Origin of the sequence: Algihabitans sp. (assembly GCF_965226985.1) — a bacterium.
Lineage (GTDB): Bacteria > Pseudomonadota > Alphaproteobacteria > Kiloniellales > DSM-21159 > Algihabitans.
On record NZ_OZ245712.1, the window covers coordinates 1,851,061 to 1,873,614 of the forward strand.

Sequence of the window (22,554 nt, forward strand, 5' to 3'; positions counted from 1 at the left end):
TCTCCGTTCGAGAGTCGACTGAATGACCGAGCGCTGCGCCCTCTACTACGCCCCCTCCCCGGACTCCGCGCTGGCCGCTTTCGCAGCGGACTGGTTCGGCCGCGACGACACGCGCGAGATCACCGCCTCGCCCCGCCACTACGGGTTCCACGCCACGCTGAAACCGCCGTTCCGCTTCGCCGAAGATCATGACCTGGCAAAACTGAAGGAACGGCTGCACGCTTTCGCGGCCAAGCAAGCTCCAGTCTCGGTCGGCGTCCTGCGGATCGACAACCTTTCCGGCTTCCTGGCGCTGGTACCGGCTGCAGCGCCACCGGAGCTGGGGGCGCTGGCCGAGGCCTGCGTGTCCCAGTTCGACAGCTTCCGAGCGCCAGCCAGCGCCGCCGAGTTGGCCAAGCGGCGCGGCAAGGGCTTGAGCGCCCGGCAGGACGAGTTGCTGCAACGCTGGGGCTATCCCCACGTCTTCGAGCAGTTCCGCTGGCACATGACGCTGACCGAGAAGCTGCCCGAAACCGAGCGCAGGGTCTGGCAAGCTGAGCTGGATCGCCGCGCGGCCGCAGCGCTCGAACAGCCGCTTATCATCGAAGCGCTTTCGATCTTCCGCCAGCCCTCCGGCGAGCAGCCCTTCGTCGAGATCGACCGCGTTCCTCTCACGGGCAGGGTTTCGGCGAGCGCCGCAACCAGGGCCTAGGGCCCCCTTCAGAAAACGCAGAGTGCGACTCTCGCATCGACTGCTACATCTTAAGCATGATCGGCCTGTTTGATTCCGGCCACGGCGGGCTCACCGTGCAGCGTGCACTTGAGGCGCGCTTCCCGCAACGCGACTTCCTTTACCTCGGCGACCATGGGCATGCGCCCTACGGACGCCGCAGCGCGGAGGAGGTGCTCTCACTCACCCGCGACGGCGTCGCGCGCCTCTTCGCGGAGGGGTGCCGCCTGGTCGTGATCGCCTGCAACAGCGCCGCCGCCATCGCGCTGCGCCGGCTGCAGCAGGACTGGCTCGCGCGGCACTATCCGGAGCACCGCATCCTGGGCGTCGTCGTGCCGGTCGTCGAGGCCGTCACGCAGGTTCCCTGGTCGGTGCAGAGTGCTCCGCCCGAGCACGTCGGCGCGCCCATCACCGTGGGCGTCTTCGCCACCCGGCACACGGTGAGGAGCGACGCTTTCCGTATCGAGATCCGCAAGCGGGCACCGCAGATCGACGTGATCCAGCAGGCCTGCCCGGGGCTTGCCGGTGCCATCGAAGCCAACGCAGCGGAGACGAGGCTTGCGGCAGAAGTAAGGGAGGCCGTCGCAGGACTCACGAAACGCCTGAACGGGAGACGCCTGGACGCCGTCATTCTCGGCTGCACCCACTATCCTCTGGTCGGCCCGCTCTTCCAACGCGCCCTGCCGTCCCCTGTGAAAATGCTTTCGCAACCAGATCTCGTCGCGGACAGTCTGGCCAACTACCTCAAGCGGCATCCGGAATTCGACGCGCTATCACCCGCACGGTCGCCTGGCAGCACCAGGTTCTTGACCACCGGCGATCCGGAAGTGGTCGGGCGCATCGCTCAGCGGTTTCTCGGCCATCCCGTGGTTTTCCGAGCCGCCTGACCGAAGCGACCTGCGGGGTGTGGTAGCCTTGAGCGAGTTGCAGCGTTATCTCTCCTTCAAGCTCGAGACCGAGCAGTCGGGATGAGATCGGGAGGTCGAAGATATGAGCACCGCGTTGGTCGGCGTCACCGCCGACTTCAAGGAGGTCGACGGCAAGCCCTTTCACGTGGTCGGCGACAAGTACCTGCGCGCCGTCTCGGACTGTACCGAGGCCACGCCCTTCGTGGTGCCGGCCCTAGGCCATCACCTGGACATCCCCGAGCTGGTCCGTCACATGGACGGGCTGGTGCTGACCGGCAGTCCGGCGAACGTGCACCCCAGCCACTACGGTGCCGACGCCCATGCGCGCTACGAGCCCTACGACGAGGCGCGCGACGCCACGACCCTGCCGCTGATCCGCGAGGCCTTGGCCCAGAAGCTGCCGCTCTTCGCGATCTGCCGCGGCTTTCAGGAGCTGAACGTGGTGCTGGGCGGCACGCTGCACCCGCGTCTGCACGAACTGGACGGAAAGCTGGATCACCGCCGCCCGCAGCACGAGGATCCGGACGTGCAGTATGGCCCCAACCATACGGTCAGCCTGACGCCAGGCGGTCTGCTCGCCGAGATCCTGGGCCGTACCGAGACGACCGTGAACTCTCTGCACAACCAGGGCATCGAGCGGCTGGCCCCCGGCCTCGCCGTGGAGGCGGCCGCACCGGACGGCATCGTCGAAGCCGTCCGGATCGAGGGCGCCGAAAGCTTCGCCCTGGCGGTCCAGTGGCACCCGGAATACCGCGCACCGGACAATCCGGACTCCGTCAAGCTCTACAGCGCCTTCAACGCAGCCATTCTGGCACGAAGGCGCCGCAAACTAGCTGCCTAGGCTCGGTCCCGCCCGGTCGTGATGTGGACCTGAGAAGCTAGTAAGGCAGGCCGCTCTCGATCGGCAAGGCAGTGTTCCTGGACCACTCATTCCAAGATCCGAAGTACAGTTTGACGTCCTTGATGCCTGCTTCCTTGAGAGCGAGAAACGTGTTTGCCGCGCGTGCACCTTTGAAGCAATATAGGTAGACAGGCGTATCCTCGCTGACTCCAATCGTTGCGCACTCCGCAAGGATTTCTTGCCGATTCTTCAACTTCGACCCTGACGTGGTCGGTTTCATCATACGATACCACTCAAGCCATTTCGCACCGGGAATCCGGCCTTTGCGAGGACAGAAGTCCCGACCGTAGGGAGAGGAGCTGTCCCCGATCCACTCGTCCACATCCCGGACATCGAGCTTTATGATGGCGCTATCCTGAAGCGCCTTCATCATCGCGTCTGCATCGATCATCAGGTCCTTTCCGTCCTCAGATCTCGGGAAGATCTTGGACTCCGGTCGGGTTTCCGCGACCGTCGTCGGCAAGCCCGCCGCGGTCCACGCCCTGAAACCGCCGTGAAGTACGACCACGCTTGGATAGCCGAGATACTTCAGGAGGAAAAAGCCGCGACAGGACTGCCCGAACCCGGAGTCCATCGAGTCCTCGTAGATGACCGCGGTTTCCTGGCCCGACAGTCCAGCTTCGCCAAACCGTTCGGCAAAAGACTGCTCAAGTTCCTTCAGACCCTCAGGACTGGACGTCGCCAGGTAGGTGAAGATGTCATGGATGTTGACTGCATTTTCGATATGCCCTGCCGCGAAGCTTTCCGCGTCGCGGGTATCGATGATCACAGTGGGTTGGCGCTCGATGAGCGCCGCCAGATCAATCGGCTCGATTAGATTCGTCTCGCGCATGACTGCCCCTTTGCGTTGACTTAAGTGGTTTGTCACAAGGGTATCCGGGTTGCCTCATCCAGTGTCCGAGACGACCGTCATCCGAGAGTGGAGATTGGTCAGCGAAGACAAGATCCGCCCCTATCCATATCTTCGGCTTCGATCCGTTATCTCGGCTACGATAATTTGAGATTCAGACCAGCGTTCTTCAGGCATCTTCATTTATGTCACTGGTCACGACAAACCTCGTCAGCATCAAACCTCGCACGAATCCTATGCGGGACGTACAAGTTACAGCCATTCATTCTGGACTTGAATAGGAAAGAATTCAATGACACTAAACACGATAATAGCTTTATAATTTATACATAGATGTTTTTTGTATACTTCAGATATGGATCTGAGATTTAAGAGCGATCGCACGGCTCACATGACCACTCAAAGACTATGTAAGCTTGATAACGCTGAGATCGCGCTGGAGAAAATCAACTGAAAATCACGCAGATCATCGCGTCATGTCGCATTCTCAATCAAAGGATTGATCAACTGCCCTCGATCCGGCGGGCACGGTTCTCAGCAAAGCGGCAACAGAGGTTGTCCTGGGGTGCAAACGCCGCAAACTCACCATCCAAATCTCTCTATGTCTCTCTTGTCACTTTTGTTCGTCCAAAGAATTGCAGACCGAAAAGGGCACCGAGAGCCGAGAGGAAGAACCAAGCAGCGGCTGGCAGAGGAACCGGCGACGGCGGTGGCGCGAGAGGGCGATCCCCCAAAACGACAGCGCTCCAGGAATTGGCGTCTTCCGCTGAACTGAGCGAGTCGTTCGCGAAGGGATCGACAGTGCCGAAGCTCGCTTTCCCATCGAAGATTGAAGCGCCGGCCGCGCCATCGAACATTTGCTAGATGATCGAGCCTTCTCCAGTTAACCGCCCCGTCGGCCGATCGCCGAGCCGTCGTCGAACCGCTCCACGCACCCTGTTCGGGCGCGCTTTTCCTCCGTACACAGCGGACTGCCCGTGTACTCGTAGACAAGCCCTATCACTCTGAAAGACGCGGAGATGAAAGTTGCCTGTGCGGGTGTTGCGGAAACGGCGGCCACCAGCCCGATAGCGCCGAGAGCGTGGAAGAGGTTTGCCGTGATCAACCTCCTCTAATGATTCACCGCTTTTCAGGCTGAAGGCGTCCTGCGACCCATCTCAAGAAAACCTGTCATGTGCCGAGCTAGCCGAGCAGCAGACTCACGGCCGCAAACTCGCGGTTCGGGAGCAAAATTACATATATCGACTGCAAATAAACACGTGGCCGTCACTAAACCTTAACCAACACCCCATTGCGAATTAGTCGCAATCTACCAAATGCAATGCAGGGCGTCGGCAGAGCGGAGGCCTGTCGTCAGCCGCACAATCACACTCGAACATGAGGGGCTTTACATGACTTGGACGGATAAGGGGCTCGCCTTCGCGGCGACGCTCTCCCTGGCGCTGACCGCTGCCCCGGTCGCGGCGCAGGAAACAGGCAACGTCATCTTCTTCCATCCTGACGGTACCGGTTTGAACCACTGGGGCGCAGCGCGCATGCACGTCGCCGGACCGGACGGAGAGCTGAACTGGGACCGCCTGCCGGGCTTGGGCGTCTACACGGGCCATATGAGCGACAGGCTGACCGGCACGTCGCACGGCGGCGCTACGGTACATGCCTATGGGGTCAAGGTGGTCAACGACTCCTTCGGCCTGAACGGCACCGAGACCATTACCGCAGCATCGGGTCAGCAGATGTCGATCGCCCAGGAGGCGCTTGAGGCCGGCCGGGCCGTCGGACTGATCCAGTCCGGTCATATCGCCGAGCCGGGCACCGCCGTGTTCGTCGCCTCCTCCGAGGCCCGCTCCAACACCGATGAGATCGCTGAGCAGGTGATCGAGTCCGGCGCCCAGGTGATCATGGCCGGCGGCGAACGCTTCCTGCTGCCGGAAGGAACCGAGGGTCGTCACGGACCGGGCGAGCGGGCCGACGACGTGAACTTGATCGAGCGCGCCGAGGAGTTGGGCTACACAATCGTCTATACCCGCGACGAGCTGATGGACCTGGACACCGGCGAGGTCGAGCGGGTGCTCGGAGTCTTCGCTCACAACCACACCTTCAACGATCAGGAGCGAGAGCGGAACCTGATCGACGGCTTGCCGACCTACAGCGAAACCGCCCCCACCATCGGCGAGATGACCGAGGTCGCCCTAGCGATCCTGTCACGCAGCGAAACCGGCTTCTTCGCCGTGATCGAGGAGGAAGGTACCGACAACATCGCCAACAACATGAACGCGGCCGGCACGCTGGAGGCCCTGCGGCGCGCCGACGAGGCGGTCGGGATCATCCACGAGTTTGTCGAGCAGAATCCCGACACGCTGATGCTGTTGACTGCGGACTCCGACGCCGCCGGGCTGCAGGTCGTTTCGGGTTCCCTGGCGCCGGAGGGCGGTCCAGTGGCAGCCGTAACCAACGGCGGCGGCATCCTGCACGGCCAGCAGGGCAGCTTCGGCGATGTCTTCATGTCGGCACCAGACAGCCAGGGCGTGTCCCATCCCTTCGGGATCGCCTGGGTCGGCTACAACGACGTGGCGGGCGGCATCCTGGTCCGCGCGGCTGGGCTGAACCACGAACTGGTCACTCCGCTGATGGACAGCACGGACGTCTACAAGCTGAAGCACCGCACTCTGTTCGGCACAGCGTTGAACTAACTGCAACGGGGCCGCGCGGAATGGGTACTCCACGCGGCCTCTCGCCACCTCCTGCCAGGGGCCTCGGCGGCTTGGGTCAACCGCTCCTAGGTTCAGACAGATCTGAGCCTGAAGAAGATCTCGTACGTCGCTACGACAAATGGTCGGTGTCCTACGACGACGAGGTTCTGTCTCGGCACTGAAAGCTTCCGCCGATCGGCGTAATCTCAACATCACGCTACGTCGCGTGTGACTCCGCCCCCATCCTAAAGCGCAAGGCTGCGCGTTGGAGCGTGTTGAGGCCTTACAGCAACCTGCTCTGAGAACGTCGTCGGGCTTGTGCAAAGCTGATAGCGACATCACAAACAAGCCCATTAGACCGGTCATCTAATGGACTCAAATAAGAAGTTCAGATGGGGACGTAGGACGGTCAAATCATAAGGCCTTGCGAGGAAGCGCCGAGGCGACGAGGGGGTCTCCGGCGCTCAGCGCGCCATCGAGTGGATCTCACGCCGCGGCGCAAGCAGTACGATCGAGCCCCCTATAACCGCCGTGGCAAAGAACACCGCCGACAAACCAAAGCGCTCCGTCGCCAGACCGGCAACGGCCGGACCGATCAGCGCGCCAAGAGCGAATATCAGGAAGGTGGCGCCAAACCCTGCCGAAGGACGACTGAAGAAGACGTGAACGCTCCAGATCCCTATCTCGCCTGTGACGAGAATGAAGGTCGCCCCAAAGACGAGGGCAGAGGCGATCAGAGCAAGAGGTGAGTCCGGCAAGCTCGCAAGGAGCCCAACGGACATGCCCATGGCGATGCAGGTGAGCTGCAAGGTACGCCTGAGTCCAAACCGACTTATGAGATCGCCCGCACAGGCGCCTAGAACACCTGCCATGCCGAGAATAGTCCAAAAGACGATGCGTAGGTCTCCGTTCCCTAAGCCCCCTCCTATTGTATTGGCAAAGAAACTGACGGCCTGAGACCCGTCGATAACCGAGGTCGCAAAAGTCCAGTAAATCGTCGTTACGACCCCGACAAGAAATGAGCACGCAAAGAGAGGGTACGACTCGCCCTTTAGAAACCAGCGCGGACGTAAGCGCGGCAGGCGCCCGCCATTGCGATGGTCCCGACCGGAGGGCATGACGGCGGCGTTCCAAAAGACCGCAACGAGAGCGAGCCCAGCGAAGGCGAGCCAAGCCCATCGCCAGTTGAGCCCCAGTCCGAGAGCGACCAGGCCAGCAATCAGAATACCCATCCCGTTGCCCGAATTGATCACTGTCCAGGCCCGGTTTTGGCGCTCCCTTTCGACCGCACGGACCACGGCATCGGAGATGGGGGCAAAGACGAAGCCGGGGCTCGCCCCGGCGAGAACGACACCAATCGCCAAGACGACCGGAGTTGAGGACAAGCCCACGAGCGCCATGCCGAGGATCGCAATGCAGCCACCCACAACTATGGGCGCCCTGGGGCCGACAACCCCGGAAATCTGCAACGAGACGACCGTCGACACTATGTAACCGGCATAGGAGCCGCTTGCGATTAGACCGAGCCAACTCTTGGTCAAACCGAACTCTTCTTCAACATCGGGAAGAAACAGGCCGTAGCTGTAGCGCGCCAAGCCAAAGGTGACGGCAATGATCGCAAAGCCCGCACCGGCAACCTGGCCGTAGGAAGGGCCGGACCGCGTCACCGCGACCCCATCCACTCCGACAGAACTGGGTGCCCGCACAGAGTCTTTGTCCCGATGACGCGTCACCTCGCCCCACTCAGTTTGTGCCCCCAAAATCTTCGTGCCAACAAATTGTAATTATGTAAAAGGACTTCTGTGCTCAAAATAAAAACAGTTAATTATTGTATTGATTTTGAGTATCTCGAAATATTATTGAGGAAATTTATCACAAGAGCGTCAATTCACGTGTGATTTTAAAAGTTCGCCAAATACATAGTCGACGAACAGGCGTAGAGGCCTGTCAGACTTCGTAACCTTCATGCGGAGCATCGCGCCCTCCCAACTGTTCCAGATGAAAGCAGCCAAAGCTTCGCAGTCCGTGTTGGACGGCAGATCGCCCCTGTCTCTCGCCTCTTCGAGGCACGGAAGAAAATACTCCTGCCACAACGAGAAGATATGCTCGGCTTTTCGGGAGAACTCAGGGTTTTGATCCCCCATTTCCTGGCCAATGTTTCCTATCAGACACCCACCTTGAAACTGCTGTCTCTCCAGACGGTCGATACTGGCCTCGAAAAAGCCCTTGAGCCGCTGCAGTGGCGGCTTTCCCTTATCGTCAAGATGAAACTGGAAAAAGCTAGCAAAGCTCTCATTATAATAATCCATAACGCTTATTCCGAAATCTTCTTTGCTTCGGAAAAAATGATAAAAAGACCCTTTCGGAATGCCTGATTTAGCAAGAACCTCAGAAATACCAGTGTGATTGTAACCTTTCCTGTACATTATTTTCGTACCGACTTTGAGAATCGCGTCGCGTGATGATTTGAAGTTCATCTGCACCCCAACCAAAAAGCGCGATAGAGCCATCTGGATAGCATTAGACCGGTCGTCTTAGATCTTGTCAAACGTCGGACATCGGGAATGCCTGTTCTTCATACCTCTAGGAACTCAATACCCCTGTGAACTTGCCTTTATGGCTCCGCCGTGGAGGCGACCGCGCCGGACGGCATCGTCGAAGCCGTCCGGATCGAAGCTGCCGAGAGCTTCGCCCTGGCGGTCCAGTGGCACCCGGAATACCGCACACCGGACAATCCGGACTCGGTCAAGCTCTACAGCGCTTTCAACGCGGCCGTCCTGGCACGCTGGCGCCGCAAACCCCAGACACAACAATCTTCAAGAGGGATGCGCTGCGGCGTCCTGGAGCTTCAGGCGCCTAAAGACGCTTAGGCCGAATAGGCTGCCCAGAGCAGAGATAAACAGCCAAACAGCCGCTGGCAGAGGCACCGGTGAAGGTAACAATCCGGGTGGCCGATCTCCAAAAGCAAAGGAACTGCGGACCAGAGACTCTGGCGTCGATCCGGCCGAGAAGTTCGTGAATGTATCGCTCCACCAGAAATCAACATCCCCATTCTGAAAGCTGGCGCTAGCGAAAAGACCAGAAGACGAGTAGTCGACGGTTCCCTCTCCCTGGAGTCTCCCTGTCGGACGGCCGCCTTCGAAAATCTCGCTGTAGTCAATTGAGAGGCTATCGAGAAACGTCCCGGCGAAAGGCGGATAGATATCGATGATTGGGTCGAAGTCTACCGGCAAAGTTCCAGATAGCTCACCACCGCCAACTCCTTCGACGATCCAGCCGACATCGAAAGAAACCCACTCAAAAGTGTTGATCCGCCCATTATTATCCTTGTCGAACATGACAAGAGACCCACTGGCAAGAGCATCCGGAGCCCATCCACCACAGCCGCTCGCGGCTTGCTCCTCAGGCGTACAGGCCGGGCTTCCACTATAGTCGTAGCTTAGGCCCTGTATCCGGAAAGACACGGATAGGAAGGTTGCCTGCGCCGGGGTACCGGAGATGGCTGTAAGAGCTGCGACGAGCCCAATCGCGCGCAGGAGATTCACCATCACCTACCTCATAGTTTGTATTTTAGGCAATTTATTGGAAACACCTTGAGTCGTCAAACTCATCATCAAAACAACTATGGCATTTGTTGAATCTCTAACTTGAGACGTAATGAATCGGGGCGCTAAGCCCCCCGTTCTGCACTCAAGGGATAAGCACCTCCGCGATCCTGCCGGAGGCATCACTCCTGCTTTCGCCACGAGAGTTGCAACGCTAAGGAACGGCCGGCCGGAACGCCACCAATCCCCTGCGGTCACCGAGACTCTATGGCCTCGGACGGGCGGCGCTCACTCCGCCGGAACGGTCCAGTCGGTCGGGAAGGTGACGTAGTTGATCAGGACGGTCATGCGGCGTCCGTCGATCGGGCGCTTGTCGAAGCCGTGCCAGGAGTCCTTCCCCGGTTTCGGGAAGAAGCAGTAGGCCTGATTGTTGACGAAGGGCACGGTCTTCGCCTTCGCCAGATCCGGCGTATAGAAGTCGGTGCCGATGCCCGGCTGACGGCCCTGCGGGTCCACGTAGACCTGGATCGTCACCATCTTCTCGACGATGTCGCAATGGGGCTCCAGCCAGAAGCCGTCGATATCGCAGCAGATCTCGAAACGCAGGTAGTGCCCCGCCACGTCGACGCCGTATCGCTCGCGCAGCAGCTCCACCGCCTCCCGACTGCGCAGCTCCTCGATGGACGAGCGCAGAAAGGGGAAGTCCTTCAGGTTGTCTTTCCCGATGAACAGCCGGGCCTGATTGTTGCCGGCGCGCGTCCCGTCGAAGACTCCGGTGTGATCGACGTCGGTCCTGTCGATCGCCTCGCAGGCTCCCTCCTCCAGACAGTCCTTCAGAATGAAGTGCTCGAAGGGTTCGTCATGGGCCTCGGCGGTCTTCAACGCGGAAATAATCGACACTGCAGTCTCGCACCTATCCTGGTGACCTTCGTTGCGAGTCTGCTATGCCGGAAAGACAGCTGTGTGACAAGAGCTTGACACAACCGCCGGATTACAGGTGTGGACTAAAGGCTTCCACCCGAGACGATCGCGCTCTCGTCGGATCAATAGACCTCCAGGTACTCCTTGCGCTCCCAGTCGGTCACGTGGGCGTGGAAGCGCGCAAGCTCGTGACGCTTCACCGCCGTGAAGAGCTTGACGAAGGGCTCGCCCAGCAGTGCGCGCAGGTCGGCGTCGGCCTCCAGAGCGTCAAGGGCCCGGTCCAGACGCTTGGGCAGCTTCTCGAAGCTCTCGTCGTCCTCGCAAGGGCCCTCCACCGGGGCCGGGAGGTCGTAGCCCTTCTGTACACCGAGCAGACCGGCGGCGAGCGTCGCCGCGGCGCTGAGGTAGGGATTCGACAGCCCGCTGGCGGCGCGCATCTCCAGGTGGGTCTGATCGTCCTTGGAGGCCTTCATGCGGACCATGGCCGTGCGGTCCTCGATCCCCCAGGAGATGTTGGAGGGGGCGAAGGTGTGAGGCGCCAGGCGGTGGTAGCAGTTCGGCGTCGGGCCGATCAGCGGCATGATCGACTTGGCGTGGGTCAGAATGCCGGCGGTGAAGGCCTTGGCCGTGCCGGACAGCCCGTCCGAATCGTCGGGATCGAGAAAGGCGTTGGCGCCGCTGTCGGCCTTCAGCAGCCCCATGTGGACGTGACAGCCGCAGCCGGCCCGGTCGGCCCAGGGCTTCGACATGAAGGTCGCCTGATAGCCGAGCTGGTGGCAGAACTCCTTGACCGTCGCCTTGAAGGTGAAGGCCTTGTCGGCGCCAGCCAGCCCCACGCCCGGACCGAAATTGATCTCGAACTGGCTGCCGGCGTACTCGCAGTTGTGGGTGATCAGATCAACGTCTTGGGCGATCAGCGCATCCAGCAGCGGCTCGATCCCCTCGACCCAGTGATTGCGGGTCGAATTGAAGATGTGGAGCCCGTCGAAGAAGGGCTCCTGCGTCTCGCCGTCGAGCAGATAGAACTCGAACTCGTGACCCATCTTGACGGAGAAGCCGAGCGAGGCCGCCTCATCGAGCAGCTTCTTCAGAACATATCGGGGCGCTGCCTCCACGGGCGTGCCGTCGATGAAGGTCAGGTCGCAGACCACCTTCCACATGCCCTCGATCCAGGGCACGGGCTGCAGTGTCGAGAAGTCCGGCCAAAGCTTGGTGTCGGCGTAGTTGATTTCCTCGTTCAGTCCGGTGCCGGGAACGACCGAGGCAGCGGTGTCCAGGCCGAGGGTGCCGCCATAGAGGTTCAGACCGCGTTCGGCATAGCCCTGGACCTTGTCGATGGGTACGGTCTTGGATCGGCTGGTGCCGTGGGTATCCGGCAACTCGAACCGAAGATACCTCGCCCCCCGGTCCTTCAGCGTGTCCACGATCTCGGTAATACTGCGCGCTTCGGCCATTCGCTGCCGCGCCTCCCCTCATTCTTGCCTTGCGATATCCGCCGGGCTTCCCTTGCAGAAGATCCCGGCGCCCTGTCGACCCTGTCTTGTCTTTTGCAGGCTAGCTTGCTTGCGGTGTTATGGGGAGGCTAGCCCGGCAGTTCTTCGAAGAACAACGGGGAAGTTGCAAAGCTCCACATCTCCAGCCAAAGCTGACGGAAAGAGAACGAGGTCGAACGGGATGTCAGAGAGCGGACAAAACGGCGGACTGCTGGGACGCGGACGGCTGGCCGGCAAGAGAGCCCTGGTCACCGGCGCAGGCGGAGGGATCGGCCGGGCGGCAGCCCTCGCCTTCGCTCGGGAAGGTGCCGCCGTGGCCTGCTGCGACGTGAGGGCGGAGGCGGCCGAGGCCACGGTCGCGGCTCTCCGTGCCCTCGGTGCGACCGCTTGTTCGGTCATCGCCGACCTGACGGACGAGGACTCGACCCGCGACGCCGTGGAGACGACCGAACGCTTGCTGGGCGGCCTCGACACGGTCTTCAACAATGCGGGCCTGGTCCATCCGGACGATCAGGGCGCTGCGAACACGCCCCTGTCCGCCTGGAACGCTACCCTGGCCGTCAACCTCACCAGCGTCTTCCTGGTCTGCAAGTTCGCCGTACCCGCCCTGCTGCGCGCGGGCGGCGGAGCGGTTGTGAACAACGCCTCGATCGTCGCCCTGGTCGGCTCGGCCTTCCCACAGATCGCCTACACAGCGGCCAAGGGCGGCGTCGTCGCCATGACCCGCGAACTGGCCGTGACCCATGCTCGCCAGGGCCTGCGCTTCAACGCCATCTGTCCGGGACCGACGGGCACCGAGCTGGTCCGAACCTTCCTGTCGGACGAGGCCGCCTGGGCGAAGCGGCGCCCCTACATGCCCCAGGGCCGCCTCGGCGAACCGGAGGAGATCGCGGCGGCCGCCCTCTTCCTCGCCAGCGACGAAGCCAGCTACCTGAACGGCGTCCTGCTGCCGGTCGACGGCGGTATCACCGCCGCCTACGTCGTCGATGATTCTCAAGAGCCCAACGCGGGCTGAGGCGCTTGCACCCGGTCGGCGACCCGCATACCCTCCGCCCATATCCAGCGCTGCGTCGCGGGGCCCCGGTAGCTCAACTGGTAGAGCAACCTCCTTGTAGTTGATTTTGTTGGCCTTGTCGGCGAGATGTGCGGGATGGAGCTAGAGGGCCGGATTAGCTCAGTTGGTAGAGCAGCGGTTTTGTAAACCGAAGGTCGGGGGTTCGAGTCCCTCATCCGGCACCAATTTCTTGATGTAATTGGCTGTACCCGCAGTTCTCTTCTCTTACCGACCAGGCGGGTCAGTCGAAGGCCTTATGCCCTTCGACCGCGAACGCTCCGACCCACCAGCGCAAACGCCAGGGAAGGATCGTGACGCTTTTGCGGAGGCCGGCCCGAGCGTAAGGGTCCTCCGCCTCGAAGCGCGCGGCCTCGTCGTAGCTTGAGGTGTCGAGCAGGCTGGCGCCTCCGATGATCGTGCGGCCATCCTCCGCGAGCAGCGCGCCCGACGCGAGAATGCGTGCACCGAAGGACGCGAGGTACGCACGGTGCGCGTCACGCACCGCCTCCCGTTCCGGATCCTTGTCGGGATGGTCGTAGGCGAGAATCAGAAAGGGCATGGAACAGCCCCCAATCCGGCTGGTGCGGCAAGCAGCACCGCGCAACCGTTTTACCTAGATATAGAACTGCAGCATGCCGAGCTTGAAGGTGACGGCGCAGATCAGAACGAAGGCCACTTTCGGCCAGACCGTCGACATGACGGCGGCCGGAATACCGGCGACGAGCGAGGCGACCAACAACACGATAAAGAGGATTTCCATCGATCCGACCCTAAATTTCCCTATCTTTGCCGTGCTTTAGCCGGCAGGTGATTCCCTTCCGCTATATGAGAGAATCACCCCTTCCGCGCAAGGTGAAAGACGGAGTGTCCCGGAAGGTCAGCTCCGCAGCCGAGCGAGATCGGGCAGAGGCCGTTCGCAGCCGGGGAGAGCCGCCAGAGCGGCTTCCAAAGCCGCGCCGATGGACAGAAGACGGCGCTCTTCCCAGCGGCGGCCGACGATCTGCAGGCCGAAGGGCATCCCGTCGGCGTCCAGGCCGCAGGGCAGACAGAGCACCGGATGCCCGGTGAGCGTCAGGCCGTAGGAAATCGCGACCCAATGGATGTAGGTGTCGAGCGGCTTACCGTTGATCTCGGCCGGGTAGCTCTGCCCCTTGGCGAAGGGCTTGGCCGAGGCGCCGGGCGCGATCAAGAGGTCGACCTCCTCCATCAGCGCGGTGAAGTCGCGGGCGATTTCCCCATGGCGCTTGCTCGCCCAGGCAACGTCGCGGGCATCGAAGGTGAGCCCGAGCTTGACGTTGTTGGCGACATTGGCGCCGACCTTGTCCGGGTGCCGCTCTACCTTCTCCAGATGCGCCGCCAGGAAGCCGACGCTGCGCAGCACCTCGAACACCCGGTTGGCCTCGGCCATCTCGGGATCGCGCGCCTGGACCTCCCGGAAGAGATGCCGGAAGGCCCCGACCCGCTGCCGGAAAAGGCCGCGAATCTCATCATCGACTGGCGCGAAGCCCAGATCCTCGCTGATTGCCACCTTGAGGTCGCCGAGATCGACCGGTTGCAGCTCGGCGAGCGGGGCCCTGTCCAGAGGACGGCTATAGGGATCGTCCGAATCTTCGCCGGCCAGACCCGACAGCAGCAGCGCCAGATCGGCGACGTTGCGGCCCATCGGTCCCTCGACCGACAGGGGGGCGCTGGGAATCGCCGGGGCGCTCCTGGCCACCAGACCGGGCGTCGGACGCAGCCCCACCACACCGCAGAAAGCGGCCGGCGTCCGCAGCGATCCGCCCAGATCCGAGCCGTTGCAGAGCGGCAGCATGGAGGTGGCGAGCGCCACAGCGGACCCGCCGGAGGAGCCTGCGCAGGTTTTCATGGGGTCGAAGGGATTACCCGTGAAGCCGTAGACGGCATTGTCGGTATTCGCGCCGGCGCCGAACTCCGGCGTGTTGGTCTTCGCGGTCACGATCCCGCCGGCGGCGCGCAGGCGGCGCACGACCCCAGCATCAGCGGCCGGTACGTGCTCAGCGAACAGCGGCGAACCGAAGGTGGTCCGCAGGCCTTTGGTCTCGTTCAGGTCCTTGATGCCGACCGGCAGGCCGGTCAGAGCAGGCAGCCCCTCCCCGGCGCGGAACTGGGCCTCCGCAGCCTCGGCGGCAACGCGCGCGGCCGGCTCGTCGAGAGCGACGACGGCGTTGAGCGCCGGGTTCACGGCCTCGATCCGCGCCAGGCAGGAGTCGAGCAGCTCGAGCGGCGAGATCTCCCGGCGACGCATCAGAGCGGCGAGGTCGACAGCAGAACGGTCACACAGGTCTGTCATGGCAATTCGGGCGGTCCTCTCGCTCCCGACGACAGCGCGTCGGTTCGTATAAAGAGCCTACCGATTAGTCGGCGCGGCTGAGCAAGGCAACCGCGATTGGGCGCAAGGCAGCCCCCCGCGTGCCGCTGGCCGACAACTCGTACGAGGAGGCTCGCGCAGCGGTCACGCGCGCGGTAGTCTGCGGACCAACGAACCGCGCGGCAAAGGGCGGTCGGCACCCTGGAGAGTCGATTCCGAACAGCACTGGCCTGGAGCAAACCGGGCCTGACACGGAGACAGTTCCATGGCCGGACCCTTTGGCGCGATCGATCGGCGGCGCGTCCTGCAGATTGTCGTCGCGGCCGCCTGCTGCGGCACCGCATCGCAAGCCGAGAGCGGCCGGTCGCCGGTTCAGAGCATCGACCAGATCACCGATGTCAATGCGACGGCCGCGACCGGCATGTTCCGCTTCGCCCCAGATCTCGTCGTGGCGGACCCGGGCGCCGAGGTCGCGTTTCTGAACAGCCGGGGAGAGCACACGGTGCATTCCGTTCCCCAGCTCTGGCCCGACGGCGTCCCCAAAGTGGGCATCTCCAACCAAAAAGAGGCGCTCGTGCGGCTGCCCAAGGCTGGCCTCTACGGTTTCCGGTGCAAGCGCCATGGGCAGTACGGCATGGTCATGTTGGTCGTTGCCGGGGACGGCGGCAGCTACAACGGCGGCGATCTGAACGGCGTAGCGGCCAAGATCGAGGAGATGCGGGCCAGCGCTCGTGAGAAACAGGCCTTCGCCGAGCTGATCGCGCGCTACGAAACCAGCAAACCAAGCTGACCTGTCGGCCGGCACTGCGCCGGATCTAGCGCAGGACCGGATAGCCCTGCGCCTCGGCCTCCGCTTCGATCTCCAGGATCCGGCCGTAATCGGCCCGCTCCGGCGGGGCGACCGCACGCAGCCGCAGGGCCGCTACGGCCTCTGAAAAGGCAGGATCCGTCACGGCATCGGCCAGGGCATCGGTCAGGGCCGACCCGATCCGCTTCGCCTCTCCTGCGCGGGCGCGGGAGGTGACGAACGGCAAGGCAGGCGCCGCAGTCGACCAGGCGAGAAGACGCAACCGCTCGACCGCCTGTGGCCGGACGTCGCCGAGCAGCGCCCAGGTCACGCAATCGATGGCCGCCACGTCAGCGCGCCCCTCGGCAACCGCTGCCGCCGAATGGGCATGAGCGCCGGTCTCCAGCACTTGCGAGAAGAAGCTCTCTCCTTTCGCCAAGGGCGCGACCGCGGCCCGCAGCGCGGACATGCCGGACTGAGACTGCCAGTCGTTGATCGCCGCGCGCCAGCCCTGAAGGTCCGCAAGCGTAGTCGCCGGATCGTCGGCACGTACGACAATGGCGCTGCAGTAGGTCGGACCGAAGTCGGACTCCGGCTCACAGCCCAGGGCGTCGTAGAGCGGTAGGCCGACCAGCGACAAACGGCCGGCGAAAGCATGGGTCAAGGGGTAGCCGCAGGTTTGGCTCAACAGCAGATCCGGATCCGACCAGGTCTCGGCCGGATCCGCGCGCCGGTCGAGCGCGGCCGGCGTTTCGGCGAAACCGGCAGCCCGCAGACGTCCCGCGACGCCCTGCCAAAGGCGGTCGGTCGCCCACCGCAGTTCCGGCAGGTCGTACATCGGCAGTGAGGCCAAACTCACGGGACCAAACTCACTTGCTTTTCCGCAGCAGGCCCTCGATCAGCGCGATCACGTCCGGCGGCTGCACCGTGGCCGCCCGCACCAGATCGTCGAAGTGCTTGCTCAGCACCCGAATGTGTTCGGTGGCCTGCAGCACGATGAACATGCCGCCGATGTAGAGCACCGCGCGTTGTAGGCCGTAGATCGTGACGGGGACCGAGAAGCGCTGCAGGCCGTCGTAGAGGAACCAGCGGAAGGTCGGATAGAGCTCGTCCAGCAGCTTGGCCATCTGTTCCAACTGAGCGCGGCGGTCGGCCACCGGCATGGTGCGCCATATGAACTCGCCGCGCGCGAAGGCCTCCACCATCTGGAAGCTGGAGCAGACCTCGATATCGGTCTCCGGCCGGCGGCTGTAGGCGAGCCGTGCCTCCGACCGCTCACGCTGCGCCTCCTGCACGCGCTGGCTGAGCTGCTGGTACTCGAAATCGATGGTGGCGTCGGTCTTCAACAGGTCCGGCAGGGTGGCCGGGACGTAGCGGATCTTCGACCCCACGGCCTCGTTATGCCAACGGGTCAGACGCTCGTCCAGAGGATCGCCGGCGCCGCCCTCAATCTCCAGCTGGTTGGCCACCACCTGGGTGCCGATCTCGGCCGACTGGCTGAGCCCCAGCAGCCAGTCCGTCGAGACCCCGGCCTCCCCAGCCAAGGCCACCACGGTCTCCGCCCTGGGAAGCCGCTCGTTCTCCGAAGACAGCAGCTGCGACAGCGTGGAGCGGTCGAGACCGATCGCCGCCGCGAAGGCCGCACGGGACTGCCCCGACCGCTCGATCACTTCGGCCAAGCGTTCTCGAAACGGCGGAATCAAATCGTCTTTTGCCGTGGTCATGCTCGACCCTACTCCTCGCGCGCGGAAACGACGCCGCAGATCTTGCATCTGCGAGCGGATCGTTGTATTTTGTCAACACTTGTTGCGTATACTCAACGCAACGGTTCTTACCCATACTCTGGTGTCAATTCACCCTTAGAGAGGTGCTGTCACCCGTCATTCAGCGAGCCTTTTCATGTCCTTAGTCTGTCACACCCGAACCGCCGTTCGGGATAGCGCTCAAGAATTTGCCCTAGAGTCTCCAAAGCTAACCATGCCCGCCCCTCAGGCGTCGAGGGAACCCGAAACCGACCGTGCAGCGGCCAGGCGGGGTCTTCTCCGCCGGCGCGGCCTACAGGTGGAATGGCCGACCCTGGCCGTCGCCGCCGCGATCTATGGCGGCTTCGCTTTCGTCACCTGGTTTCACGCCGCCCTGCCCTGGTGGCTGGAACTGACCCTCGGCAGCTACCTGATCGCCTGGCACGCCTCCCTCCAGCACGAGGTGGTGCACGGCCATCCGACCAACCGGAGCTGGCTGAACCGGTTGGTGATCCTGCCCAACCTCTGGCTCTGGCTGCCCTACGAGATCTACCGAGCGACCCATCTGCGCCACCACCGCGACCGTTGGCTGACCGATCCGGTCGAAGACCCCGAGAGCTACTACATCGCCCCGGCGCGCTGGGCGGCGCTCGGCCCGCTCGACCGCCTGCTGCTGCAGATCCGGAATACGCTGGTGGGGCGTCTGACTCTCGGCCCGCTGTTTTGCCTGGCCGGCTTCTACCGGCGCGAGGTCCAGCGGCTGCTGCAGGGCGATTCGCAGCGCCTGAGGATCTGGGCCCTGCATAGCGTCTCGGTCGCCCTGGTTCTGGGCTGGGTGACGGCGGCCGCCGGACTGCCGCTCTGGCAGTTCCTGCTACTCTACGTCTACCCGGGCATCGGACTGGCGCACCTGCGCTCCTTCCTGGAGCATCGGGCGCATCCGGATGTCGCCGGCCGCACCGCGATCGTGGAGACCGGACCGCTGCTGTCGCTGCTGTTCCTCAACAACAATCTGCATGCCGTTCACCACGACCATCCGCGCCTGCCCTGGTATCGCATTCCGGCGGTCTGGCGGGCCGAGCGCGCCGCCATCCTGAGGGCCAACGACGGCTATTACCTGCCGGGCTACCTTGGCATTCTGCGTCGCTGGGCCGTCACGCCGAAGGAGCCCGCCCTGCATCCGCTGGGTGGTGTCGCCCGCGACGGCCGCGCCGGAGAGCGCGTCGCATTCGCGGCCGAAAGGGACGCCGCCGGCATGGAGCGGGGGCGCCCGGCCACGCTATAGCTCAAGAGAATTTCCCCTTTCCGCAACCCTTGAAGCGAGAGTCCTGGGATGTCCGTCCTCCCCGAAAGCAAGCGTTTCGTCATCGTCGGTGCCGGTATCCACGGCCTATCCACTGCCTGGCATCTGGCCATGGAGCTGGAGCGCCGCGGCCAGGGCAGCGGCCGGGATATCGTGGTGTTGGACAAGACCGGCCCGGGCGCCGGTGCGACGGGCATCGCCTGCGGCTGCGTGCGCAACCTCTACATGACGAAGGAGCTGCATCCGATCCTGCGCCATTCGGTCGACGTCTGGCAGTCCGATCCGATCCGCTTCGGCTTCCAGCAGGTCGGCTACATCTCCGCCGGCGAGGCAAACCAGCAGGCCGACTACGAGTCGATGGTGGAGAGCCACAACGCCTGCGGCTACCGCTCCGACCTCTATGTCGGGCAGGAGGCCAAGAGCTTCCTGAAGGCGATCTGGCCGGACTTCAATACCGACCGGATCGAGGTCGCGCACTTCGAGCACCCCTCGGGCTATGCCGGCACCCGCCAGGCGGTCGCCGGGCTGGCCGAGAAATGCGCCCAGCACGGCGTCGAGATCCTGGCCGGCGTCGAGGTCACGGGCTACGACCTGGCCGGCCGCACGATCCGCAAGCTGCACACCAACCTGGGCGACATCTCTGCCGAGGCCGTGGTGCTGTCGGTCGGAGCCTGGATGGGCAAGCACTGGGACCTGCTGGGCCTGCCCGACGAGTTGGAGTGCCGCTACCCCGACGGCGGCACCGTCGCGAAGGACATGTGGACCTACTGGCGGCTGCTGGAGGGCGAGATGTACATCGACCAGCCCTACCGCACCGCCGATGACCGCGACCCGCCGGTACTGCACGTGGAGCTGATGAACACCCCGGTGATCAACGAGACCACCGGCGAGGAGATGAGCGACCACCTCTACGTCTATTGGAAGAACGCGGCGGAGCGGATGGAGAGCATCGGCCTGCAGGGCGGTACCATCCCGATCAAGATCGGCGACAGCGCGACGCTCGATCCCTACGGCCACGCTAACGACGAGTACCAGGCCGACGCCTGGTTCGCGGATTACTTCGTCTCGGCGATGGGCTACCTGATGCCCCGCTTCAAGGGGCATCGCGGCAAGTTCAAAGATCGCCGCAACGGCGGCATCGGCGCCTTCACGCCGGACAACGTGCCGATCTTCGACTGGGTGCTGGACAACGCCTACATGGTCGCGGACTCCAACCACGGCTTCAAGATGATCGGCGCCGGCAAGCTGGTGGCCAAGGTCCTGGCCGGTGAGAACCGCGTGCCGGAGCTGGAGCCCTTCGCCTTCACCCGCTTCGCCGGCGGGCGGACTTTCGGCTCCTCCAACAGCCACTGCCCCTGGGTGTAGGCCCTGCCGGCCGCCCCGCGAAGACAGAAGGTCGTCACGCAGACCGAAGAGCTGCGCAAAGCAAAAGGGCCGTCGCAGCGCGACGGCCCTTTCTTCAAGGCGGTATGGCTGTAGCGCCTACTGCTTCATTACGAAGTACTTGAAGGCGGCGCCCGGCGTGACCTCGATGGTGTGCTTGACGGTCCGGCCGCTGTGAGTGGCCTCGATGTAGTACCAGCCGCCCGGCAGGGTCAGCTGCGCCGTCGAGGCGGTGACCTGATGCAGCAGGTGGCGGTTGCCCAGGGCATCGCGGCCGAAGGTCATGACGTTCCACTCGATCGGATCGCGGATCGGATCCTGACCGATGCCGCGGATCATGTTGAGCTGAACCTCGCCGGCGTTCAGGTTGATCGTGTGACGCGTGTTGGTGGCATCGACGACGATGTCGCGCTCGACCTCGGTCTGGCCGAAAGCGGCGCGCACGGTGTAGCGCCCGGCGGGAAGCTCCAGCTCCGCCGCTCCGCCGCGCAACTCCTGCACGACGCCGCCGGCGCGCTCGACCGTGAAGGACACGTCGGAGAGCGGCGTGGCGCCCTCGGCGATCACGGCGTCGAGATAAACGGGCTTGAGTTCGTCGGCCGTCGCCGGCGCCGTCAAAAAGGCAATCGTCGCGGAGACTGCGAGAATCGACTTCACCAGGCTGGGAAGCTTCATGACCCGACCCTACTCCCTTGGCTCTCTGCGGATTCGTATCCTGGAGTGATACCCTTAGGACACGTCGGTTTACAAGACGTGAAGACAGCGCGATTGTTTTTTTTATTCGGCCGGATCACTTGACTCCCATGAAATTTTTTCTTTCCAGCTGCCGCGCACTTTTTACGTGTATTTTAGCAGCGACCACCCTTTACGTCGCCGCCGCGCTGCTCGACAGCCGAACGACAGGCGGCATCTTGGTCGCCCGCGCCGACGACGGCTGGGTCCCGCCCCACCCGGTCGAGCGCCGCCTGCCCGACGCCCGCGACCTGCGCCCCCTCAACGTTCCCGTGGCCCCGTCCCGCGACAGCGGCCAACGGCTGATCGAACGCAGCAAGCTGAACAACGAGCGCCGCCGGCTGGAACAACGCCGCGACCCCCACGACTTCCGCAGCCAGAACCGCCTGCGCCGCCTGGACCGCGGGATCGACCGGCTTCGCTGATCAGCACAAGTCTCTGGGTTTAAAACAGCCCCTGCACGCGGCCTTCCTCGTCCAGGTGGATGTCGACGGCGGCGGGGCGGCGGGGCAGGCCGGGCATGGTCATGATGTCGCCGAGGTCTAACGTGTTCTCCATGCAGCTTATGCCGTGCCGACAGCGCTATCCCCAACAGCCCGCAGGGTCGGGTGTTAGCTTGTATTCTCGACCGCGTATTGTGGGCCCGCGCCACGTCATGGGAGACTTCGGTCGAAGACCTGTAGCGGGATCCGATCCCATATCCTTCAGCATTCTGATGGCGCTCACTGCGTCTACCCATTGGGCCCACTAGACAAGACAGACATTTGTTTGACGCCGAGACGACCGAACTCGAGACAACCTCTGCCCGCATCACTAGTCCGCCTAGTGGTCCCCCTTGTCCCTGAGTGTTGTGCTCTCAGACTTCAGCTTGCGGGAAGGAGGGCACACCTCTTGGAGAAACCCGGCTAGCGTCCCCGTCAGAGTGTCGCGCTCCATTCCATACTTCACAAACTGCCCCTCGCGCTTTTTCCACACAAGTCCGGCTGCCTCCAGAACGGATAGGTGCTTGGAGATGGCTGGCTGGGACATTTCGAAGCGCTTCGCAATATCACCCGCAGTGAGCGACGTCTCCGACAGATAGGCCAGGATTTTGCGCCGCGTCGTAGATCCAAGCGCTTCGAAGACTCTCTCGATGCTTGACAATTTTTCACCTTTTAACTTATTGGTTAAATATCTATAATATTGGTCTGTTGCACCCAGGAGTTCA

Annotated in this window: 24 protein-coding genes and 1 tRNA gene; 11 read left to right on the plus strand and 14 right to left on the minus strand. The window is 63.0% G+C overall.

From position 1 onward, the window contains the following. Positions 1–22: 22 nt before the first annotated feature. The 3 genes from ACO054_RS08520 to ACO054_RS08530 all read left to right on the plus strand — a co-directional run bounded on the left by ACO054_RS08520 (position 23) and on the right by ACO054_RS08530 (position 2,458). A complete protein-coding gene (locus ACO054_RS08520) occupies positions 23–691 on the plus strand; it encodes a DUF1045 domain-containing protein (RefSeq protein WP_421710008.1) in 669 nt (222 codons plus the stop codon). 56 nt (positions 692–747) lie between these two features. Further along, positions 748–1,596, plus strand: a complete 849-nt coding sequence (locus tag ACO054_RS08525) for a glutamate racemase (protein WP_421710009.1) — start codon at positions 748–750, stop codon at positions 1,594–1,596. A 103-nt stretch (positions 1,597–1,699) separates the two neighbouring features. Beyond that, positions 1,700–2,458, plus strand: coding sequence for a gamma-glutamyl-gamma-aminobutyrate hydrolase family protein (locus tag ACO054_RS08530; RefSeq protein WP_421710010.1), 759 nt, complete (start codon positions 1,700–1,702; stop codon positions 2,456–2,458). A gap of 37 nt (positions 2,459–2,495) precedes the next feature. Here ACO054_RS08530 and ACO054_RS08535 read toward each other — a convergent pair whose 3' ends face one another. After that, entirely contained in the window at positions 2,496–3,350 is an 855-nt protein-coding gene (locus tag ACO054_RS08535) for a sulfurtransferase (RefSeq protein WP_421710011.1), read from the minus strand. Between the two features lie 1,409 nt (positions 3,351–4,759). Between ACO054_RS08535 and ACO054_RS08540 the strand changes: the two genes are divergently transcribed. Further along, positions 4,760–6,058: an alkaline phosphatase gene (locus tag ACO054_RS08540; protein WP_421710012.1), complete on the plus strand. Its 1,299-nt coding sequence runs from the start codon at positions 4,760–4,762 to the stop codon at positions 6,056–6,058. A 464-nt stretch (positions 6,059–6,522) separates the two neighbouring features. Here ACO054_RS08540 and ACO054_RS08545 read toward each other — a convergent pair whose 3' ends face one another. After that, on the minus strand, positions 6,523–7,725 hold the full coding sequence (locus ACO054_RS08545) for an MFS transporter (protein ID WP_421710013.1): 1,203 nt from the start codon (positions 7,723–7,725) through the stop codon (positions 6,523–6,525). A gap of 216 nt (positions 7,726–7,941) precedes the next feature. Further along, entirely contained in the window at positions 7,942–8,568 is a 627-nt protein-coding gene (locus ACO054_RS08550) for a TetR family transcriptional regulator C-terminal domain-containing protein (RefSeq protein ID WP_421710014.1), read from the minus strand. Positions 8,569–8,685: 117 nt separating this feature from the next. On the opposite strand from ACO054_RS08550, the gene ACO054_RS08555 reads away from it, so the two are divergent. After that, entirely contained in the window at positions 8,686–8,928 is a 243-nt protein-coding gene (locus ACO054_RS08555; RefSeq protein ID WP_421710015.1) for a gamma-glutamyl-gamma-aminobutyrate hydrolase family protein, read from the plus strand. Here the strand turns inward: ACO054_RS08555 and ACO054_RS08560 are convergent. The 3 genes from ACO054_RS08560 to ACO054_RS08570 form a co-directional block, all read right to left on the minus strand. Continuing rightward, entirely contained in the window at positions 8,875–9,396 is a 522-nt protein-coding gene (locus ACO054_RS08560) for a VPLPA-CTERM sorting domain-containing protein (RefSeq protein WP_421710016.1), read from the minus strand. The two genes, ACO054_RS08555 and ACO054_RS08560, sit on opposite strands and share 54 nt — an antisense overlap. A 495-nt stretch (positions 9,397–9,891) precedes the next feature. Next, a complete protein-coding gene (locus ACO054_RS08565; RefSeq protein ID WP_421710017.1) occupies positions 9,892–10,503 on the minus strand; it encodes a hypothetical protein in 612 nt (203 codons plus the stop codon). A gap of 143 nt (positions 10,504–10,646) precedes the next feature. Beyond that, positions 10,647–11,978, minus strand: coding sequence for a glutamine synthetase family protein (locus ACO054_RS08570; protein ID WP_421710018.1), 1,332 nt, complete (start codon positions 11,976–11,978; stop codon positions 10,647–10,649). Between the two features lie 220 nt (positions 11,979–12,198). Between ACO054_RS08570 and ACO054_RS08575 the strand changes: the two genes are divergently transcribed. Together ACO054_RS08575 and ACO054_RS08580 are read left to right on the plus strand one after the other, a co-directional pair. After that, positions 12,199–13,032, plus strand: coding sequence for an SDR family oxidoreductase (locus ACO054_RS08575; protein WP_421710019.1), 834 nt, complete (start codon positions 12,199–12,201; stop codon positions 13,030–13,032). A 148-nt stretch (positions 13,033–13,180) separates the two neighbouring features. Beyond that, a tRNA-Thr gene (locus ACO054_RS08580) sits at positions 13,181–13,256 on the plus strand. A gap of 56 nt (positions 13,257–13,312) precedes the next feature. On the opposite strand, the gene ACO054_RS08585 is transcribed toward ACO054_RS08580, so the two are convergent. The 3 genes from ACO054_RS08585 to ACO054_RS08595 form a co-directional block, all read right to left on the minus strand. Continuing rightward, positions 13,313–13,630 (minus strand): YciI family protein, encoded by a 318-nt coding sequence (locus tag ACO054_RS08585; protein WP_421710020.1) that lies wholly within the window; start codon positions 13,628–13,630, stop codon positions 13,313–13,315. A 54-nt stretch (positions 13,631–13,684) separates the two neighbouring features. Continuing rightward, positions 13,685–13,831 (minus strand): hypothetical protein, encoded by a 147-nt coding sequence (locus ACO054_RS08590; protein ID WP_421710021.1) that lies wholly within the window; start codon positions 13,829–13,831, stop codon positions 13,685–13,687. Positions 13,832–13,948: 117 nt separating this feature from the next. After that, positions 13,949–15,382 (minus strand): amidase, encoded by a 1,434-nt coding sequence (locus ACO054_RS08595; RefSeq protein WP_421710022.1) that lies wholly within the window; start codon positions 15,380–15,382, stop codon positions 13,949–13,951. Positions 15,383–15,665: 283 nt separating this feature from the next. On the opposite strand from ACO054_RS08595, the gene ACO054_RS08600 reads away from it, so the two are divergent. Then, positions 15,666–16,190 (plus strand): plastocyanin/azurin family copper-binding protein, encoded by a 525-nt coding sequence (locus ACO054_RS08600; protein WP_421710023.1) that lies wholly within the window; start codon positions 15,666–15,668, stop codon positions 16,188–16,190. Positions 16,191–16,215: 25 nt separating this feature from the next. On the opposite strand, the gene ACO054_RS08605 is transcribed toward ACO054_RS08600, so the two are convergent. Next, positions 16,216–17,046 carry a phosphate/phosphite/phosphonate ABC transporter substrate-binding protein gene (locus ACO054_RS08605; RefSeq protein WP_421710024.1) on the minus strand — a complete coding sequence of 277 codons (831 nt, stop codon included), beginning with the start codon at positions 17,044–17,046 and terminating at the stop codon, positions 16,216–16,218. A 10-nt stretch (positions 17,047–17,056) separates the two neighbouring features. After that, positions 17,057–17,911, minus strand: coding sequence for a helix-turn-helix domain-containing protein (locus ACO054_RS08610; protein WP_421710025.1), 855 nt, complete (start codon positions 17,909–17,911; stop codon positions 17,057–17,059). Positions 17,912–18,248: 337 nt separating this feature from the next. Between ACO054_RS08610 and ACO054_RS08615 the strand changes: the two genes are divergently transcribed. Both ACO054_RS08615 and ACO054_RS08620 read left to right on the plus strand, forming a co-directional pair. Continuing rightward, the gene (locus ACO054_RS08615; protein WP_421710026.1) at positions 18,249–19,214 is read left to right on the plus strand and encodes a fatty acid desaturase; all 966 of its coding nucleotides are present in this window, start codon (positions 18,249–18,251) and stop codon (positions 19,212–19,214) included. 48 nt (positions 19,215–19,262) lie between these two features. Next, positions 19,263–20,597, plus strand: a complete 1,335-nt coding sequence (locus ACO054_RS08620) for an NAD(P)/FAD-dependent oxidoreductase (RefSeq protein WP_421710027.1) — start codon at positions 19,263–19,265, stop codon at positions 20,595–20,597. Positions 20,598–20,714: 117 nt separating this feature from the next. Here the strand turns inward: ACO054_RS08620 and ACO054_RS08625 are convergent, their stop codons facing one another. Further along, positions 20,715–21,290 (minus strand): hypothetical protein, encoded by a 576-nt coding sequence (locus tag ACO054_RS08625; protein ID WP_421710028.1) that lies wholly within the window; start codon positions 21,288–21,290, stop codon positions 20,715–20,717. Between the two features lie 128 nt (positions 21,291–21,418). On the opposite strand from ACO054_RS08625, the gene ACO054_RS08630 reads away from it, so the two are divergent. Next, entirely contained in the window at positions 21,419–21,772 is a 354-nt protein-coding gene (locus tag ACO054_RS08630; RefSeq protein ID WP_421710029.1) for a hypothetical protein, read from the plus strand. A 19-nt stretch (positions 21,773–21,791) separates the two neighbouring features. Here ACO054_RS08630 and ACO054_RS08635 read toward each other — a convergent pair whose 3' ends face one another. After that, positions 21,792–21,905 (minus strand): formate--tetrahydrofolate ligase, encoded by a 114-nt coding sequence (locus ACO054_RS08635; protein ID WP_421710030.1) that lies wholly within the window; start codon positions 21,903–21,905, stop codon positions 21,792–21,794. A gap of 264 nt (positions 21,906–22,169) precedes the next feature. Then, positions 22,170–22,490 carry a metalloregulator ArsR/SmtB family transcription factor gene (locus ACO054_RS08640; protein WP_421710031.1) on the minus strand — a complete coding sequence of 107 codons (321 nt, stop codon included), beginning with the start codon at positions 22,488–22,490 and terminating at the stop codon, positions 22,170–22,172. Between the last annotated feature and the right edge of the window lie 64 nt (positions 22,491–22,554).

Excerpts from the sequence above, each read along its gene's own strand:
- ACO054_RS08630 (WP_421710029.1), top strand. The coding sequence starts at position 21,419 with ATGAAATTTTTTCTTTCCAGCTGCCGCGCACTTTTTACGTGTATTTTA.
- ACO054_RS08625 (WP_421710028.1), bottom strand. The coding sequence starts at position 21,290 with ATGAAGCTTCCCAGCCTGGTGAAGTCGATTCTCGCAGTCTCCGCGACG.
- ACO054_RS08595 (WP_421710022.1), bottom strand. The coding sequence starts at position 15,382 with ATGACAGACCTGTGTGACCGTTCTGCTGTCGACCTCGCCGCTCTGATG.
- ACO054_RS08590 (WP_421710021.1), bottom strand. The coding sequence starts at position 13,831 with ATGGAAATCCTCTTTATCGTGTTGTTGGTCGCCTCGCTCGTCGCCGGT.
- ACO054_RS08575 (WP_421710019.1), top strand. The coding sequence starts at position 12,199 with ATGTCAGAGAGCGGACAAAACGGCGGACTGCTGGGACGCGGACGGCTG.
- ACO054_RS08530 (WP_421710010.1), top strand. The coding sequence starts at position 1,700 with ATGAGCACCGCGTTGGTCGGCGTCACCGCCGACTTCAAGGAGGTCGAC.
- ACO054_RS08560 (WP_421710016.1), bottom strand. The coding sequence starts at position 9,396 with ATGTTCGACAAGGATAATAATGGGCGGATCAACACTTTTGAGTGGGTT.
- ACO054_RS08525 (WP_421710009.1), top strand. The coding sequence starts at position 748 with ATGATCGGCCTGTTTGATTCCGGCCACGGCGGGCTCACCGTGCAGCGT.
- ACO054_RS08520 (WP_421710008.1), top strand. The coding sequence starts at position 23 with ATGACCGAGCGCTGCGCCCTCTACTACGCCCCCTCCCCGGACTCCGCG.
- ACO054_RS08540 (WP_421710012.1), top strand. The coding sequence starts at position 4,760 with ATGACTTGGACGGATAAGGGGCTCGCCTTCGCGGCGACGCTCTCCCTG.
- ACO054_RS08535 (WP_421710011.1), bottom strand. The coding sequence starts at position 3,350 with ATGCGCGAGACGAATCTAATCGAGCCGATTGATCTGGCGGCGCTCATC.
- ACO054_RS08585 (WP_421710020.1), bottom strand. The coding sequence starts at position 13,630 with ATGCCCTTTCTGATTCTCGCCTACGACCATCCCGACAAGGATCCGGAA.
- ACO054_RS08550 (WP_421710014.1), bottom strand. The coding sequence starts at position 8,568 with ATGGCTCTATCGCGCTTTTTGGTTGGGGTGCAGATGAACTTCAAATCA.
- ACO054_RS08610 (WP_421710025.1), bottom strand. The coding sequence starts at position 17,911 with ATGACCACGGCAAAAGACGATTTGATTCCGCCGTTTCGAGAACGCTTG.
- ACO054_RS08620 (WP_421710027.1), top strand. The coding sequence starts at position 19,263 with ATGTCCGTCCTCCCCGAAAGCAAGCGTTTCGTCATCGTCGGTGCCGGT.
- ACO054_RS08570 (WP_421710018.1), bottom strand. The coding sequence starts at position 11,978 with ATGGCCGAAGCGCGCAGTATTACCGAGATCGTGGACACGCTGAAGGAC.
- ACO054_RS08600 (WP_421710023.1), top strand. The coding sequence starts at position 15,666 with ATGGCCGGACCCTTTGGCGCGATCGATCGGCGGCGCGTCCTGCAGATT.
- ACO054_RS08635 (WP_421710030.1), bottom strand. The coding sequence starts at position 21,905 with ATGGAGAACACGTTAGACCTCGGCGACATCATGACCATGCCCGGCCTG.